Origin of the sequence: Pseudomonas tremae (assembly GCF_001401155.1) — a bacterium.
Taxonomy (GTDB): Bacteria; Pseudomonadota; Gammaproteobacteria; order Pseudomonadales; family Pseudomonadaceae; genus Aquipseudomonas; species Aquipseudomonas tremae.
In genome coordinates this window covers 138589-153130 of sequence record NZ_LJRO01000206.1, presented here as the reverse complement: position 1 = coordinate 153130, position 14542 = coordinate 138589, and the positions used below count along the sequence as shown (strand labels likewise).

The 14542-nt window shown below is 59.2% G+C and carries 14 protein-coding genes; 8 read left to right on the top strand and 6 right to left on the bottom strand.

What is annotated here, in order from left to right; translation table 11 throughout:
* The first annotated feature begins 126 nt into the window (after positions 1-126).
* Both ALO43_RS15245 and ALO43_RS15240 read left to right on the top strand, forming a co-directional pair.
* Positions 127-846: a GntR family transcriptional regulator gene (locus ALO43_RS15245; RefSeq protein WP_054997750.1), complete on the top strand. Its 720-nt coding sequence runs from the start codon at positions 127-129 to the stop codon at positions 844-846.
* A gap of 10 nt (positions 847-856) precedes the next feature.
* Positions 857-1588, top strand: coding sequence for an aspartate/glutamate racemase family protein (locus ALO43_RS15240; RefSeq protein ID WP_053480556.1), 732 nt, complete (start codon positions 857-859; stop codon positions 1586-1588).
* 50 nt (positions 1589-1638) lie between these two features.
* On the opposite strand, the gene ALO43_RS15235 is transcribed toward ALO43_RS15240, so the two are convergent.
* The 3 genes from ALO43_RS15235 to ALO43_RS15225 all read right to left on the bottom strand — a co-directional run bounded on the left by ALO43_RS15235 (position 1639) and on the right by ALO43_RS15225 (position 4118).
* On the bottom strand, positions 1639-1863 hold the full coding sequence (locus tag ALO43_RS15235; RefSeq protein ID WP_024670177.1) for a PLD nuclease N-terminal domain-containing protein: 225 nt from the start codon (positions 1861-1863) through the stop codon (positions 1639-1641).
* Between the two features lie 12 nt (positions 1864-1875).
* A complete protein-coding gene (locus tag ALO43_RS15230) occupies positions 1876-3108 on the bottom strand; it encodes a zinc-dependent alcohol dehydrogenase (RefSeq protein WP_054997749.1) in 1233 nt (410 codons plus the stop codon).
* A gap of 104 nt (positions 3109-3212) precedes the next feature.
* Positions 3213-4118 (bottom strand): LysR family transcriptional regulator, encoded by a 906-nt coding sequence (locus tag ALO43_RS15225; protein ID WP_005889960.1) that lies wholly within the window; start codon positions 4116-4118, stop codon positions 3213-3215.
* Positions 4119-4280: 162 nt separating this feature from the next.
* On the opposite strand from ALO43_RS15225, the gene ALO43_RS15220 reads away from it, so the two are divergent.
* The 3 genes from ALO43_RS15220 to ALO43_RS15210 are packed head-to-tail and all read left to right on the top strand — an operon-like array spanning position 4281 to position 7854.
* Positions 4281-5171, top strand: coding sequence for an NAD(P)-dependent oxidoreductase (locus ALO43_RS15220; protein ID WP_005889963.1), 891 nt, complete (start codon positions 4281-4283; stop codon positions 5169-5171).
* A 3-nt stretch (positions 5172-5174) separates the two neighbouring features.
* The gene (locus tag ALO43_RS15215) at positions 5175-6692 is read left to right on the top strand and encodes an aldehyde dehydrogenase family protein (protein ID WP_024670179.1); all 1518 of its coding nucleotides are present in this window, start codon (positions 5175-5177) and stop codon (positions 6690-6692) included.
* A 4-nt stretch (positions 6693-6696) separates the two neighbouring features.
* Positions 6697-7854: a M20 aminoacylase family protein gene (locus ALO43_RS15210; RefSeq protein WP_054997748.1), complete on the top strand. Its 1158-nt coding sequence runs from the start codon at positions 6697-6699 to the stop codon at positions 7852-7854.
* A 203-nt stretch (positions 7855-8057) separates the two neighbouring features.
* On the opposite strand, the gene ALO43_RS15205 is transcribed toward ALO43_RS15210, so the two are convergent.
* Positions 8058-8984 (bottom strand): LysR substrate-binding domain-containing protein, encoded by a 927-nt coding sequence (locus ALO43_RS15205; protein WP_053931757.1) that lies wholly within the window; start codon positions 8982-8984, stop codon positions 8058-8060.
* A 150-nt stretch (positions 8985-9134) separates the two neighbouring features.
* On the opposite strand from ALO43_RS15205, the gene ALO43_RS15200 reads away from it, so the two are divergent.
* Both ALO43_RS15200 and ALO43_RS15195 read left to right on the top strand, forming a co-directional pair.
* Positions 9135-9917 (top strand): YqcI/YcgG family protein, encoded by a 783-nt coding sequence (locus tag ALO43_RS15200; protein WP_053931365.1) that lies wholly within the window; start codon positions 9135-9137, stop codon positions 9915-9917.
* 5 nt (positions 9918-9922) lie between these two features.
* Positions 9923-10558, top strand: coding sequence for a LysE family translocator (locus tag ALO43_RS15195; RefSeq protein ID WP_053480561.1), 636 nt, complete (start codon positions 9923-9925; stop codon positions 10556-10558).
* Positions 10559-10606: 48 nt separating this feature from the next.
* Here the strand turns inward: ALO43_RS15195 and ALO43_RS15190 are convergent, their stop codons facing one another.
* Positions 10607-11983, bottom strand: coding sequence for an L-serine ammonia-lyase (locus tag ALO43_RS15190; RefSeq protein WP_024670183.1), 1377 nt, complete (start codon positions 11981-11983; stop codon positions 10607-10609).
* 129 nt (positions 11984-12112) lie between these two features.
* On the opposite strand from ALO43_RS15190, the gene ALO43_RS15185 reads away from it, so the two are divergent.
* A complete protein-coding gene (locus tag ALO43_RS15185; RefSeq protein ID WP_024689790.1) occupies positions 12113-13042 on the top strand; it encodes a LysR substrate-binding domain-containing protein in 930 nt (309 codons plus the stop codon).
* Here the strand turns inward: ALO43_RS15185 and ALO43_RS15180 are convergent.
* The gene (locus tag ALO43_RS15180; RefSeq protein WP_024689791.1) at positions 13036-14364 is read right to left on the bottom strand and encodes a DUF3100 domain-containing protein; all 1329 of its coding nucleotides are present in this window, start codon (positions 14362-14364) and stop codon (positions 13036-13038) included. The two genes, ALO43_RS15185 and ALO43_RS15180, sit on opposite strands and share 7 nt — an antisense overlap.
* Positions 14365-14542: the final 178 nt, after the last annotated feature.

The window sequence follows — 14542 nt, the reverse complement described above, 5'->3', positions numbered from 1 at the left end:
CGGTGCGATTTGCACGCATGTGCCTTTTGACCTGCTGACGCAGTCGCCCAGATAGCGCTACTCATCCTGCCCCACATCGGGCACTATTCTTGTATACGATTTGTGCCACGCAAGTGATTAGTAGTTATGACTCGACCTGCCAGCGCCCCTTTGTTCCTCACGCCCGCTGCCGATGAAAAAGGCCGTGACGAGCAAATTTATCAACATGTACTGGAAGCCATCGTCGAACACCGGCTGGCACCGGGCACGCGTTTGCCTGAAGACGCACTGGCCGAGGTTTTCGAGGTCAGCCGGACCGGTATTCGCAAGGTTCTGCAGCGTCTGGCACTGGAACGGCTCGTCACCTTGCGGCCCAAGCGTGGCGCTGAAGTTGCGCAGCCGTCGGCGCAGGAGGCCCAGGATGTACTGGGGGCCAGGCAACTGATCGAGCCTGCGCTGATGGCCAGCATTGCTGCGCGGGTCGCTGGTCAGCGGCTGGAGTCACTGCGAGCGCTCTGCGAGCAGGAGCACGAAGCCCAGCATGCAGGTCGTCACAGCGAAGCCATCCAGCTATCGGCGCGTTTTCATGTGCAACTGTGCGCGCTGGCCGGCAATCAGGTATTGACCGAACAAGTGGCACAGCTCACCACGCGCTCATCGCTGGTTGTGGCGGTGTACGGTTCGCGGCGCAGTGTTGGGTGTGATTGTGGTCAGCATGTTGACTTGCTGACGTTGCTCGAAGCCGGGCAGGGCGAGCAGGCGCGCGAGTGGATGGCCGAGCACCTGCGACGCATCCGGGCCAGCCTGAATGTGGATGCGCCGGCCAGCGAGGTAGTCGATTTTCATAGCATCTTCAAACGACGCTGAAGGAGTTCCGGTGCGTATTCAAGTGATCAATCCCAATACCAGCGAAGCCATGACCGACAAGATCGGGCTGGCAGCGCAAACCGTTGCGCGCCCCGGTACGCAGATTCTGGCGTGCAGCCCGCAGGACGGCCCGGTGTCTATCGAAGGGCATTTCGACGAAGCCATCGCGACCCTTGGCGTGCTTGAAGAGATACGCAAGGGGCGCGAGCAAAACGTCGATGCGCACATCATCGCCTGCTTTGGCGACCCTGGCTTGTTGGCCGCGCGTGAATACGCCAGCGCGCCAGTGATCGGCATTGCCGAGGCGGCGTTTCACATGGCCAGCTTGATTTCGACTCGTTTTGCAGTGGTCACGACGCTGACCCGCACCCGAATCATCGCCGAACATCTGTTGCAGCGTTATGGCTTCAGTGGCCTGTGTACGTCAGTGCGCTGCATTGATTTGCCAGTGCTGGCGCTTGAAGACGGTGGGCCGGAGCTGATTGAGCGGATGGCTGAACAGGCTTGCATGGCCCGTGACCAGGAAGGTGCCGGTGCCATCGTGCTGGGCTGCGGCGGCATGGCTGATCTGGGCCGGCAGTTGAGCGAAGCAATTGGTCTGCCGGTCATCGATGGTGTGGCTGCAGCTGTGAAACTGGCGGAATCGCTGGTCGACCTGAGGCTGACCACCAGCAAGCATGGGGATCTGGCTGACCCTATCGGCAAGCCATTCAAGGGACGGTTCGCGTATTTGAGCCGATGACGTGAAAGTGGCGCATGCCGACACGAATGTGTCGGCATGCACTTCACCTGTCAGCCACTGCTGTGTTTGCTTGATGCAGGCGCCTGCACCACACCACGCGGCCCGCTGATGCCCCAGATACCGGCACCGATTATCGGTAAAGCCAGCACCAGAAGTGTCCAGCCAGCCTTGGTGCCTGGCGTCTTGGTCGAGCGCCAGACGCTGTAGATTACCCAGACGTCCAGCAACACAACGATGATCGCCGCGGCGATCCAGAACACACTTAGCGCTTCCATGACGTGCCTCCTTCAGACTGCCGGTATGCCGCCCACCAGCGTTTCGGTTTCTCTGTCCGGCACCACAATTGTGTTATTACCCGGCGTCAGAATGATCTTGCGGCAATCCTCTTCCTTCTTGTCGAACAGCTTGTAACCCAGCGCCGCATCCTCCAGCGACATGCGGTGAGTGATGATGGCTTCAGGTTCAAGTCGGCCCGCTTCAATGTGTTCCAGTAATTCGGGCAGGAAACGCTGTACATGGGTCTGACCCATCTTGAAAGTCAGGCCCTTGTCGAACGCGTCGCCGAACATGAAGCCATGAATGAACCCTGCGTAAACGCCCGGCACGCTGACCACACCACCGCGTCTTACCGCAGCGATGCACTGACGCAAGGCCTTGCCACTGCTGCCTTCCAGCTTCAGGGTGGCCAGAATGGTTTCAGTCGTGCTGCCTTTGGCTTCGAAACCTACGGCATCCACCACGCCATCGACGCCGCGCATGCCGCGCGTCTGGCGGATGATCGTGTCAGCCGGGTCGTCGTCTTCGTCGAAATTGATCGGGATCACGCCATAGGTCTTCTGCGCGTAGGCGAGGCGGTATGGGTGGTGATCGACCATGAAGATTTTCTCGGCACCGAGCATTTTCGCGCACGCAGCGCTCATCAGGCCGACCGGGCCAGCGCCATAGATGGCCACGCTTGAACCTGGACCGATGCCCGCATTGGTCACCGCCTGCCAGGCAGTGGGCAAGATGTCGGAGAGGAACAGAACCTTTTCGTCAGACAGTGTGCCTGGCACCTTGAACGGGCCGACGTTTGCCTTGGGTACACGAACATACTCGGCCTGACCGCCCGGGATCCCGCCATACAAATGGCTGAAGCCGAACAGCGCCGCGCCTGGCGGAATCGACTTTTTATTCATGATCGCACCGCGCCCGGTGTTGGTGGTTTCGCAGGCCGCGTACAAGTCGATGTTGCAGAAAAAACAGCTGCCGCAGGCGATCACGAAAGGGATCACTACGCGATCACCTTTTTGCACGGCAGTCACTGCCGAGCCGGTCTCTTCCACGATGCCCATGAACTCGTGACCGAATATATCGCCATGCTCGACCGTCGGAATCTTGCCGCGATACAAATGCAGGTCCGAACCACAAATGGCTGTTGCCGTCACTTTCAGGATGATGTCGTCGGCTTCTTGTATTACGGGGTCCGGCACGGTGTCGACCTTTACACTGTTCGCGCCGTGATAAGTCAGAGCTCTCATGTTTTATCCTCGTTAGCACCAGAAGGTTTGTTCCGTTACTAAAGAGGAACCGCGGGGGTTTTTTTGGTTCAGCGAGATTAATCGAGCCTGGGACTAACGGTCGGTCAATTGCGAAACGCCGTCATATCTTGTAACAGCATGCCCATCAAACGATTGGCACCGACACTCAATTGGCGGCCCAGGCGGCTGATCAGGTGCGTCTGCGGGCTGCTGAACACTTCATGCTGCAAGGGCAGGGCGCGCAGTTTTCCGGACTTGATTTCTTCCTCCACGACGAAGGTCGGCAGCAACGTGATACCGCCCTGCATGGCGAAATGCTTGAGCATCGCGAAGGTGCTGCAGGTCAGCGTCGGTTGCACCGTAATGCCCAGTTGATGCTCGGCCTGCAGGAGAATCTGGCGAATGCCGTAAGACACCGCTGGCAGCGCGACGCGGTACTGCTCGAGCGCCCGAAGCTGTATCGGCCCAGGTTCATCGGTCAGCGGATGATCCGGCCCTGTTATCACGCAGACTGGCTGACGCTGATGAGCATGCGAGCGGATTTTCGGGTCGGCAGCCGGGTTGAATACCAGGCCGATGTGCGCTTCATCCTCGACCACCTGGCGGATCACTTCATTGCTGCCGCAGACATTCACGAGCAACTCGATTTTCGGATACATCTCGGAAAACCGCGCCAGCGGTTGTGCCAGACTTTCGAGAAACCCTTCTCCGGAGACCAGCGTTACAGAGCCGCTGTGCAGGCCTTTCAGGGCCTGAATCGAATCCAGCAGCACCTCTTGCTGAGTCAATCGCTGGCGGTAGTACGCCAGCACCCTGTCGCCCGCTTCGGTCGGTTTGACGCCACGACGATGACGTTCCAGCAGGGGCGAACCGAGTTCCTGTTCCAACTGGGCAATCTGGCGGCTGACCGCTGAGGGCGCCACGTTCAGGAAATCTGCCGCAGCCCGGACACTGCCCAGTCTGACGGCTTCGAAGAAGTACAGGATGCGTCGATCTTGGACGAGGCTCATGGGGCTTCCAGTGTTGCGCTAAAGGCAACATAAATTCGATTTTCGGATTATTGCTGAGAGGGTAAAGCGCTGTCCATACTCGAATCATCGGCACAGGGCTGGCGATAGCCGCTGGCAGCGTCATCTTCGAATGCGTACACAACCTTTAATCGAGATGCAGACATGACTTTGAAAACAGGTGTGATCGGATTGGGCAACATGGGTGGGGGCATGGCCGCCACCCTGGCTGGCAAGGGCTTTGACGTGAGCGGCTTCGACCTGTCGCAGGCTGCGCTGGCCCAGGCCGAAAGCAAAGGCGTCAAGCCGGTTGCCGACCGCAAGCAACTGATTCAGAGCGTCGACATTCTGATTCTGTCGTTGCCCAAGGCTGAACATGTGGAGTCGGTGTGCCTCGGCGCAGGTGGCATCAGCGAATTCGGTCGCAAGGGCCTGGTGGTGGTCGACACCACCACCTCAACGCCGGAAATGAGCCGCAAGGTGGCCGCCGAACTGGCAAAAACCGGTATCGCGTTTATCGATGCCCCTGTCTCCGGCGGCCCGAAAGGCGCAGCCACCGGCACCATGTCGATGGTCATCGGCGCCGAAGACGCCGATCTGGCGCGCGTCATGCCGGTGCTGGAAGGCATGAGCGGCACCCGCGTGCATGTCGGCCAGTGTGGTGCGGGCAATGTGGCCAAAATCGCCAACAATATGCTTGCCGCCTGCCACCTGATCAGCACCGCCGAAGCGGTCGCAATGGCGGCGCGTGCAGGTGTCGATCCGGAAAAACTCCTGCAAGGTCTCAACGCCGGCTCCGGTCGCAGCGGTGCCACGCAAGTCATGTTCCCCACCTGGGTGCTCAACAAGGCGTATGACTCCGGTTTCACGATGGGGCTGATGCGCAAGGACGTGGGCCTGGCCAGTGATCTGGCCGACAGTCTGGACATGGACCTGCCGCTGTCGCGTGTGGTCGCGCAATTGTGGCAAGCCAGCAGCGAAACCCTGGCAGACAACGAAGACTTCTGCGCCATCGTGCAACGCACCGATGCCACACTTTACGGTCATGGAGAATAATTGATGAGCACTGCAAAAATCCTCGAACTGATGCGCCCTTATTGGGGTGACCGCAGTGTCATCGCCAGCTACGTCGGCGGTGAGTTCATCGAAGGCCACGGCGCACCGGTTGAAGTTCGCAATGCTCATGACGACAGTCTGTTGCTGAGTTTTCCGGATGCCGACGAATCGTTGGTCGTCGTCGCTGACAAGGCTGCCAAGGCAGCGCAACAGCAATGGTGGGCATTGACTGCCCAGGCGCGTGGTCGCGCCATGTATCAGGTAGGTAATCTGATTCGCGACGAGCTGGAAAATATCGCGCAGGTCGAGTCCCTGACGGCCAACAAGCCGATTCGTGATGCTCGCGTCGAAGTGCTCAAAGTTGCCGAAATGTTCGAATATTACGCTGGTTGGGCGGACAAACTGCACGGCGAGATCATCCCGGTGCCGACCACGCACCTCAACTACGTGACCTACGAGCCGCTGGGCACCGTGTTGCAGATCACCCCGTGGAACGCGCCGGTGTTCACCTGCGGCTGGCAGATTGCTCCAGCGATTGCCGCCGGTAATGCCGTCATCCTCAAGCCGTCCGAACTGACGCCGCTCAGCTCGCTTATCGTCGGTGTATTGATCGAGCGTGCAGGTGTACCGAAAGGGCTGGTCAACGTGATCGCAGGCTTTGGCCATTCCATTGGTCAGGCGTTTATCGCCAAGGCTGATATACGCAAAGTGGTATTCGTCGGTTCGCCGGCAACCGGCAGGCATATTGCCGTAGCGGCGGCGCAGCGCTGTATTCCCGCAGTGCTGGAGCTGGGCGGCAAGTCAGCCAACATCGTCTTCGAGGATGCCGATCTGGACGTCGCCCTGCGCGGTGCTCAGGCAGCGATCTTTTCCGGTGCCGGGCAGAGCTGCGTTTCCGGTTCACGGCTGTTGGTACAAGAGTCGATTTTCGAGAAGTTCACCAACGCGCTGGCGGTCGCCGCCACGCAATTCAAGGTGGGTGACCCGAGCGATCCGGAAACCCAGATCGGCCCGATCAACAACGCCAAGCAATACAACCATGTGAAAAGCATGGTCGAGCGCGCCTTGAAAGATGGCGCCAGGCTAGTTGGCTCGCAGGCTGATCCTGTCCCGGAAAAACCGGGTTACTACATCAACCCGACCGTACTGGCGGGCACCAACGATTTGCACTGTTCCCAGGAAGAAATCTTCGGCCCGGTGGTGGTGGCCATCCCGTTCAAGGATGAAGAAGACGCGATTCGTATCGCCAACGACAGCCGCTTTGGCCTGGCCGGTGGCGTCTGGACTCGCGATGTCGGGCGTGCTCATCGCGTTGCAAAACAGGTGCGTGCCGGTACGTTCTGGGTCAACGGTTACAAGACCATTCACGTCAGCTCGCCGTTTGGCGGCTATGGTGAGAGTGGCTATGGCCGATCGTCCGGCCTGGATGCACTGCGTGAATACAGCGAAGTGAAAAGTGTCTGGGTCGAAACCGCAGCCAAGCCTGCCGCCAGTTTTGGCTACGGCGCGAGCCTGGAGTAAGCACATGTCCATTTCAAAGACACTGATTGACGAAGCAACCGTCTGGCGCCGTACCCTTCATGCAGCGCCGGAGCTGGGCTTTCAAGAGCTGAAAACCTCAGAAAAAGTGGCTGATCTGCTCACCGGTTTTGGTATTGAGGTGCATCGCGGGCTGGGTGGTACTGGTGTGGTCGGCACCCTGCGCAGCGGCGATGGCCCGACTATAGGCATTCGTGCCGACATGGACGCCTTGCCGATTCAGGAACTGGGCGACAGCGTGCACAAGTCGGCACACAAAGGCTGCATGCACGCCTGCGGGCATGACGGCCACACGGCGATCCTGCTGGCCACCGCCCGGCACCTGTCGGAAACCCGCCGGTTCGCCGGTACGGTGCATTTTGTCTTTCAGCCTGCCGAGGAAAACCTGGGTGGCGCTCAGCGGATGATCGACGACGGTCTGTTCGAGCTGTTTCCGATGGAAGCTATTTATGGCCTGCACAACTGGCCGGGTGTGCCTGCGGGCAAGGTGGTGATCAATCCGGGACCAATGATGGCGTCGCTGGACACTTTCGAAATTACCCTGACCGGCAAGGGTAGCCATGCGGCCATGCCGGACAAGGGCTATGACCCGATTGTGGCGGCCGCCGAACTGGTACTCGGTTTGCAAACCATTGTTTCCCGACGTCTCTCGCCACTGGATTCGGCGGTGGTCTGCATCACCCAGTTCAATGCCGGTGAAGCGATCAATGTTATTCCGGAAACCGCCACGTTGCGTGGCACCGTGCGTTGTCTGCAGACGCCGGTACGCGAGAAGGTCCAGCAACTGATCGGTGAATTCGTCGAGCGTCTCCCAACGGCCTTCGGTGTGCGCGGCGAGCTGGTCTACAACGTCGGTTACCCGGTCACCGAAAACCATCCCGAAGCCGCCGCCACGATTCGTCGCGCAGCGGTTGCAGCGGTTGGGGAGGCCAGCGTGCAGTGGGGCTGCAACCCGTCCATGGCCTCCGAAGATTTCGCCTTCATGCTGCATGCCTGTCCGGGCGCGTACATCTGGATGGGCGTCGATGGCGATAAACCATCGGCGGCGTTGCACAACCCGTATTACGACTTCAACGACCAGGTCATTGAGCCGGGTGTCGCGGTCTGGACTTCGCTGGTGGAGCAGTGTCTGCCGCTGAGTTGAATGGTTGGCCTGCGCGCTTATCGTTATACACACTCCCGCAGTGGTTTCTGGTCGGTCTGCTGCTGTGTGGTTTCAGCAGCGTACAACGACCTCGTGTGTAGGGGCTCTGCGTCCGGCTTTCGACGCAGAGCGTCGAGACATGCACTCCAACGCAGAGCGTGCGGAGCAATAGGCCTAAGGCCTATAAATGGCCAGGCTGCCAATCAAGGTGCTGCGAGCAATTGCACATGAATACTGGATATGTCCGGCAGGCAGGTCAGTAGGTGGTCGCGCAATTCCAATACCCGCTGGCGCTTGAAGCTGTCCTGCAGCCAGACCAGGTAGTAGGCATCCCCGGTGCCGACCGCCGATTGGAAGGGTAAAAACACCTGACCCTCGTTCAAGTCATCGGCGACCAGAAACAGATCGCCGATGGATACGCCGTGCCCTCTGACCGCAGCAGTAATGCCCTGATCAAGTGTGTCGAAGACTTTTCCCTGGCTCAACGTCACCTGACCGGCCAGGTCCATGCGGGTCAGCCAGCGCCGCCAGTCGCGGCGGTCACTGGACGGGTGGATGAGCTCGGCAGCCTGCAATCGCTCCGGCCCCCACGGCTGATCCCCCAATGTGTCCGCCGAACATATCGGGATCAGCCATTCATCGAACAGCTTGCAGGTTTCCACCTCGGCGCCAAAGTTGCCATTGCCCAGCAGAATCGCGCAGTCGTAAGGCTCTGAGTAAAAGTCCACACTATCAAAGTCCATCCATACGCTGGACAGTTGAACCGGCAGAGCGGGGGCGGGCTGTTTGAAGGATTCAAGTGCGTGCAGCAACCACCTCATGGTCAGGGTGGAAGGTGATTTGAGACGCAGATTCGCGCCCTGACCACGAAACGGCTGGCAGGCGTCCTCGATGATCCGGAAGCCGATCTTGAGCTGGCTGGACAACCGCCGGCCCTCGTCACTGAGTGAAAGCCTCGGGCCATTGCGCTCGAACAGACGGCAGCCAAGGGTTTCTTCCAAGGTACGAATATGGCGGCTGATAGCACTTTGAGTAAGTGATAGCTCTTGCGCAGCACGCGTGAAGGAGCATGATCGAGCCGCCACTTCAAAGGCTCTGAGCGCGTAAAGAGGCGGTATACGTTCAGTCATGTGATAACTAACCATGATTATTTATCATAGTAGGTTACACGTTTTTCCATTTTTCCGCGCACCCGACTCCAGTCAGAATCGCCGGCTCGTCACTGTCGTAAAAAATAAACAATAAGGCGGTGTTCTTATCTGCTGCGTGCGTGAGCGAATATGCTGCCCAAGTCCGAAATGCTGCTGCGTCAATCTGTTGTAAGGCTCTTGCTGGAAAGTGATACCGCTCAGGAAATGGGCTGGAGAGTTCAGGCTTACAGGCAGTTCGAACAGGTGCTGAGTGACAAGGGCTTCCCTTGTCTGTTCGGACGTCGTGCCAACAAGTCCGGAAGTTGCCTGCTGCTGTTCATCCCCCGTGAGCATGAGCAGCAGGCGTTGCGCGACGGCATGGAAGAGTACGTGAGGTTCGTCAATGACACGCCACTTGAAGATCGCCTGTTCAATCCGTTGATCGTCATTTTCGAGAGAAACGATTTCAACAGCCTGGCCGAGGAACAGGCCTATGCCTGGGCTACGTTGCAACATTTGCATGACGATGACCGATCCCCTTGGCCCGCCGATGCCTGCAGCAACCCTGAAATATTCGAGTGGACTTACCACTTTGCCGGGCTGCCGATGTTCATCAACATGAGTTTTCCCCGCCACAGTGCGATGAAAAGCCGGTCGCTGGGCGGGCACATTGTATTTGTAGTCAACCCTCGGGAGAACTTCGACGAGGTGGCAAGCGCCGAGACGGACAGTGGCCGCAAGGTCAGGGAAAAAATTCGTCAGCGGGTCGCCGATTACAACAACGGAGTTGTACCTGACACGCTGGGCTTTTTCGGTGATCGCAACAGCCTGGAATGGAAGCAGTACCAATTATATGAAGAGGGCGGGCTGGCATTGTCCCGCTGTCCTCTGCACATCAAAGTCGACAAGACTGACCATTTGAAAGAGCGTTGAGTACCATGGATATATCGTTGCTGCTGATCTACATGTTCAGCGTGTTCATGTTGATCATCACCCCTGGCCCGGTAGTGGCACTGATCGTCAACACCAGCCTGGCGTTCGGGCCGAAACGCGCGATGCTGACGGCGCTGGGCACCAATTGGGCGTCGCTGGTGTTGGTGCTGGTCGCGGCATTGATCCTGACGGGTACGCTGTCGGTGAGCGTGAGCATGCTCAACTGGATCAGCCTGATCGGCTGCTTCTTTATCGCTTACCTGTCGGTGCAAGCGCTGGAGCACGCGATGCGTTACGCTCCGTCGCAGACCGAAGCAGCGCCGCTGCCCCCGCGCAGCAGGCATAGCGGTCTGGTGACAGGTTTTCTGGTGGGGATTTCCAATCCGAAGGACATCATCTTCTTCGTCTCGTTTTTTCCGCAGTTCATCCACGTCACCGAATCGTTCAAGGGCAGCATCGCCTTGTTGTCTGTGCTGTGGATCATCATTGACCTGTCGATCCTGTTCGCCTACATCTTCCTGATGCGCCAGAAACTGGCCTTGAAGTACAAGCGCAAGATCGAAATCGTTTCCAGCGTGACCTTGCTGCTGATCGCGCTGGGCGGGATTTTCTATTCGGGCTCGACGCTGTTGAATCAATAACTCAGTTGAGCCAGTGCTCGTCGAACCCGCGATATACGCCTGAGCGGATCAGCACTCGATCAGGTTCACCGCCAGCCCGCCGCGTGAGGTTTCCTTGTATTTGTCATGCATGTCCGCGCCGGTATCGCGCATGGTACGGATGGCATGATCCAGCGATATGTGGTGCTCGCCGTCGCCGCGCAGGGCCATTTGTGCCGCGTTGATTGCCTTCACGGCAGCAATTGCGTTGCGCTCGATGCAGGGGATCTGCACCAGCCCGCCAACCGGGTCGCAGGTCAGGCCCAGGTTGTGTTCCAGGCCGATCTCGGCGGCGTTTTCCACTTGCTCAGGCGTAGCGCCAAGGATCTCTGCCAGGCCCGCAGCGGCCATGGCGCAGGCCGAGCCCACTTCACCCTGACAGCCGACCTCGGCACCCGAGATCGACGCATTCTTCTTGCACAGAATGCCCACCGCTGCGGCGCTCAGAAAGAAGCGCACGACGTCGTCGTCATTGGCTGTGGGTTTGAACTTCATGAAGTAATGCAGCACCGCAGGCACGATACCGGCTGCCCCGTTGGTGGGCGCGGTGACCATGCGCCCGCCGGCCGCGTTTTCTTCGTTGACTGCCAGAGCGAACAGGTTGACCCACTCCATGGCGCTCAAGGTCGAGCCGATGACGTTCGGGTTATCGAGGTTCTGCAGGTTCTGATGCAAACGGTAAGCGCGACGCCGCACCTTCAGGCCGCCGGGCAGGATGCCGGTTTCGAGCAAACCCTTGTCCACGCAGGCGCGCATCGCTGCCCAGATGACCATGATCTTTTCGCGAATTTCCTCCTCGCTGCGCCAGACCTTTTCATTGGCCATCATCAGTTCGGAAATGCTCATGCCGTGGGTCTTGCACAGCCTCAGCAATTGCGCGCCGCTGAAAAAGTCATAGGGCAGCACAGTCGTGTCACTGTCCAGTACGCCACTGGCTGCCTGCTCGGCGTCAATCACGAAACCGCCGCCCACTGAGTAGTAGGTCTGCTCGTGAATTTCGCCGCTCTTGCCGTAGGCGCACAACGTCATGCCGTTGGGATGGTAGGGCAGGCTTTCGTCGAGCAGGCACATGTCGCGCTCCCAGACGAAAGTGATGGGCTGCTCGCCCGCCAGCAGCAACTGGTTGTCCGCGCGCAATGCATCGATCCGCTGATTGACCTGACTGGGGTCGATCTGGTCTGGCCACTCGCCCATCAAGCCCATGACAGTGGCACGGTCGCTGCCATGACCGATGCCCGTGGCGGAAAGAGATCCGTACAATCGCACCTCGATACGTTCTACGCCGGGCAACCGGTTCTGGTTGCGCAGCTCGGTCACGAACAGCGCCCCGGCGCGCATTGGCCCTACGGTGTGGGAACTGGACGGCCCAATGCCGATTTTGAACATGTCGAAGACGCTGATGGCCATCACGGAGGTCCTTCAAGTGAGATGATGCACGGGAATTCGGTATTCCCCTTTTTCTGGTCCTCATCTTTGGCTTCGACGGTCGAAACAACAAACGATTGTTGCTATGCAACGCTTTAGCGGAACTCTTCAATGAGCAGAATCTTCAACGCACAGATGCACGCCTGGTTACAGGTCTTTGCCTGCGCCGCCCGACATCTTTCCTTCACCCGCTGCGCGGAAGAGCTACACGTCACTCCGGGCGCGATCAGTCAGCAGATGCGTCAGCTCGAAGAGCGTCTGGGGTTTGCGCTGTTTCATCGGGTCGGGCGCGGGCTTGAGCTGACGGCTGAGGGTCAGCGTCTGGCGGTGGTCGCCAACGAGGTGCAGAGCCGTATCAGCGAAGAGCTGCGGTTGCTGTATTCCGGGCGTATCGGCGGGGTGTTCAGGCTGCGTTGCATTCCTTCGTTTCTCAGCAAGTGGCTGATGCCGCGTCTGCCACGCTTGCAGGCAGCGTTTCCGGACATCCAGTTGCGAATCATCGCCGAGGACAGCAGCGGCTCGCTGCGTGATGATGATTTCGATCTGGCCATCGACCTGAACGACGGCAGTTATCCGGGTCTGTCGACTACGCCTTTGCTGGAAGAAGAGCTGTTCCCGGTCTGTTCGCCGAGCCTGCTGGTTGGTAAGCCGCCGCTGGATACGCCAAGCCAGCTGGCGCATTTTCCACTGCTGCACGACATCACTGCCTGGCGCGGCAGCTATGAATACGCTGAATGGGAGTTTTATCTGACGGCTATCGGCGCAGACGGCATCGACGTGCGTCGCGGCCATACCTTCAACCGCAACCACCTGACCATCGACGCCGCACGCATGGGCATGGGTGTCGCGATTGCCCGCAAGGCGCTGATTACCGATGAACTGGAACAGGGTCTGCTGATCGTACCGTTCGGACATCCGATCAAGGCCAGGAAGAAATACGTCCTGGCCTATCGCGAAGGCGCGCTAACCACCCCGGCTCGCCGCGCCGTGCATGACTGGCTGGTGAGCGAGGCGGCGAGCCAGTTTGCTGTGAATCAATGAAACAGCTCGGCAATCAACACGGCGCCGATGAAGGTGCCGAAGTTAGCCAGGAACGACACCAGCACGATACGCCAGCCCAGGCGGCGGAAAGCCGGCAGGTCCTTGGCGATCGACAGCCCGGCGAAGGTCAGCATCGGGGTAATGACCGCCAGCAGGTTGATCGAACTGGTCAGTCGGGCGATCTCGGCAGCCCAAGGGCAGGCCGGCGAAGTCAGGAACATCGCCACCAGTGACACCGTACACACCGCAGGAATCTTGCGACCGATGAGGCTGCACAGCGCTTCACCGACGAACGCACAGAAAATCATGATGCCCATGCCGGTAAAGGCATCTGCAGACAAGGTCTTGTAACCCACATAGTTGGCAATCAAGGCTAGCGCACCGGCCGCCAGCCACGCACTGATCTTGCCCGACCAGCCCAGCTCCGGCGCTTCCAGCAATACATCGCTCTTGCGCAGCCCCTCATCGCTCATCGAGGCTTTGGTGGTGCGGCCTATCAGCGGCTCAAGCACCCGATAGCCCCACACCGCCAGCGGCAAGGAAATGAACAGCGTGAAGTAGGTGCCGATGGTGGTGGTGATCAGGTTGGAAGCAGCGGCCAGCGTCATGACTTCCTTGGCCACTTCCGGCGTCTGCTGTGCGGCAATGGCGCCCGCGGCGGCGGCCATCATGCTCCCCGAGCCGATGCCTGAGCCCATCGCCAGTGAATTGGGATGAAAAATTCCCAGACTGGCGATATAGCCCGCGACGATAGCAATGAACAACGCACCGAACAGCGTCCCGGTCAGGTATTCGGCGAGCACCCCGCGACCTTCTGGAGAGTCCATGCCGTAGCGCTCACCGATGATCGCCAGGCTGGGCTCGCGGCCAACCGAGAAGGTTGCACCAACTGCTTCGCGCTTGATACCGAGCATCAGCGCCACAGGCAGGCCGAGCATCACGGTGCCGACAAAGTGGCCGAACTCCTGAAACACCAAGGCCCATCCTGACGCGAACACCACAGGCAGCGAACCACCCACCACCAGGCCGAGTTTGGCGATGAAGATCAGCAGGGCAGGTTGCAGAATGGAGGCCGCACGCAATTGAGTGCGATGATCGATACCGATGGTGCCTGGCAGGCGCCGACTGGCGATGCCCACGACCGCGCCGATCAGCAGCGCCCAGACCATCGGCAGCAATACCACCTTGCCGGGGCCCAGCGGGATACTGATTGCGCCGATGCTTTCGGCAATGATGAGGATAACGGCAGCCCAGACATACAATTTCACCATAGATGAAACCGCTTGGTCGTTGCCCGCCACTGCAGCGTGTGCGTCTTGCATGATGATCCCCTTGCCTGCTGATGGCCTTTTTCGGGCCTTATCAATCGTTATTCTGTTTTCAGGTCGGCGCCGTGAAGCGCCAGGGCAGCGTTGAAGTCCATGGAGTCATGGAGACCGTTATCCGGCCGAGTATTTTTATGGCGTCCGACGTGAGCCGGACCAGGCTGCTTCGAGCCTT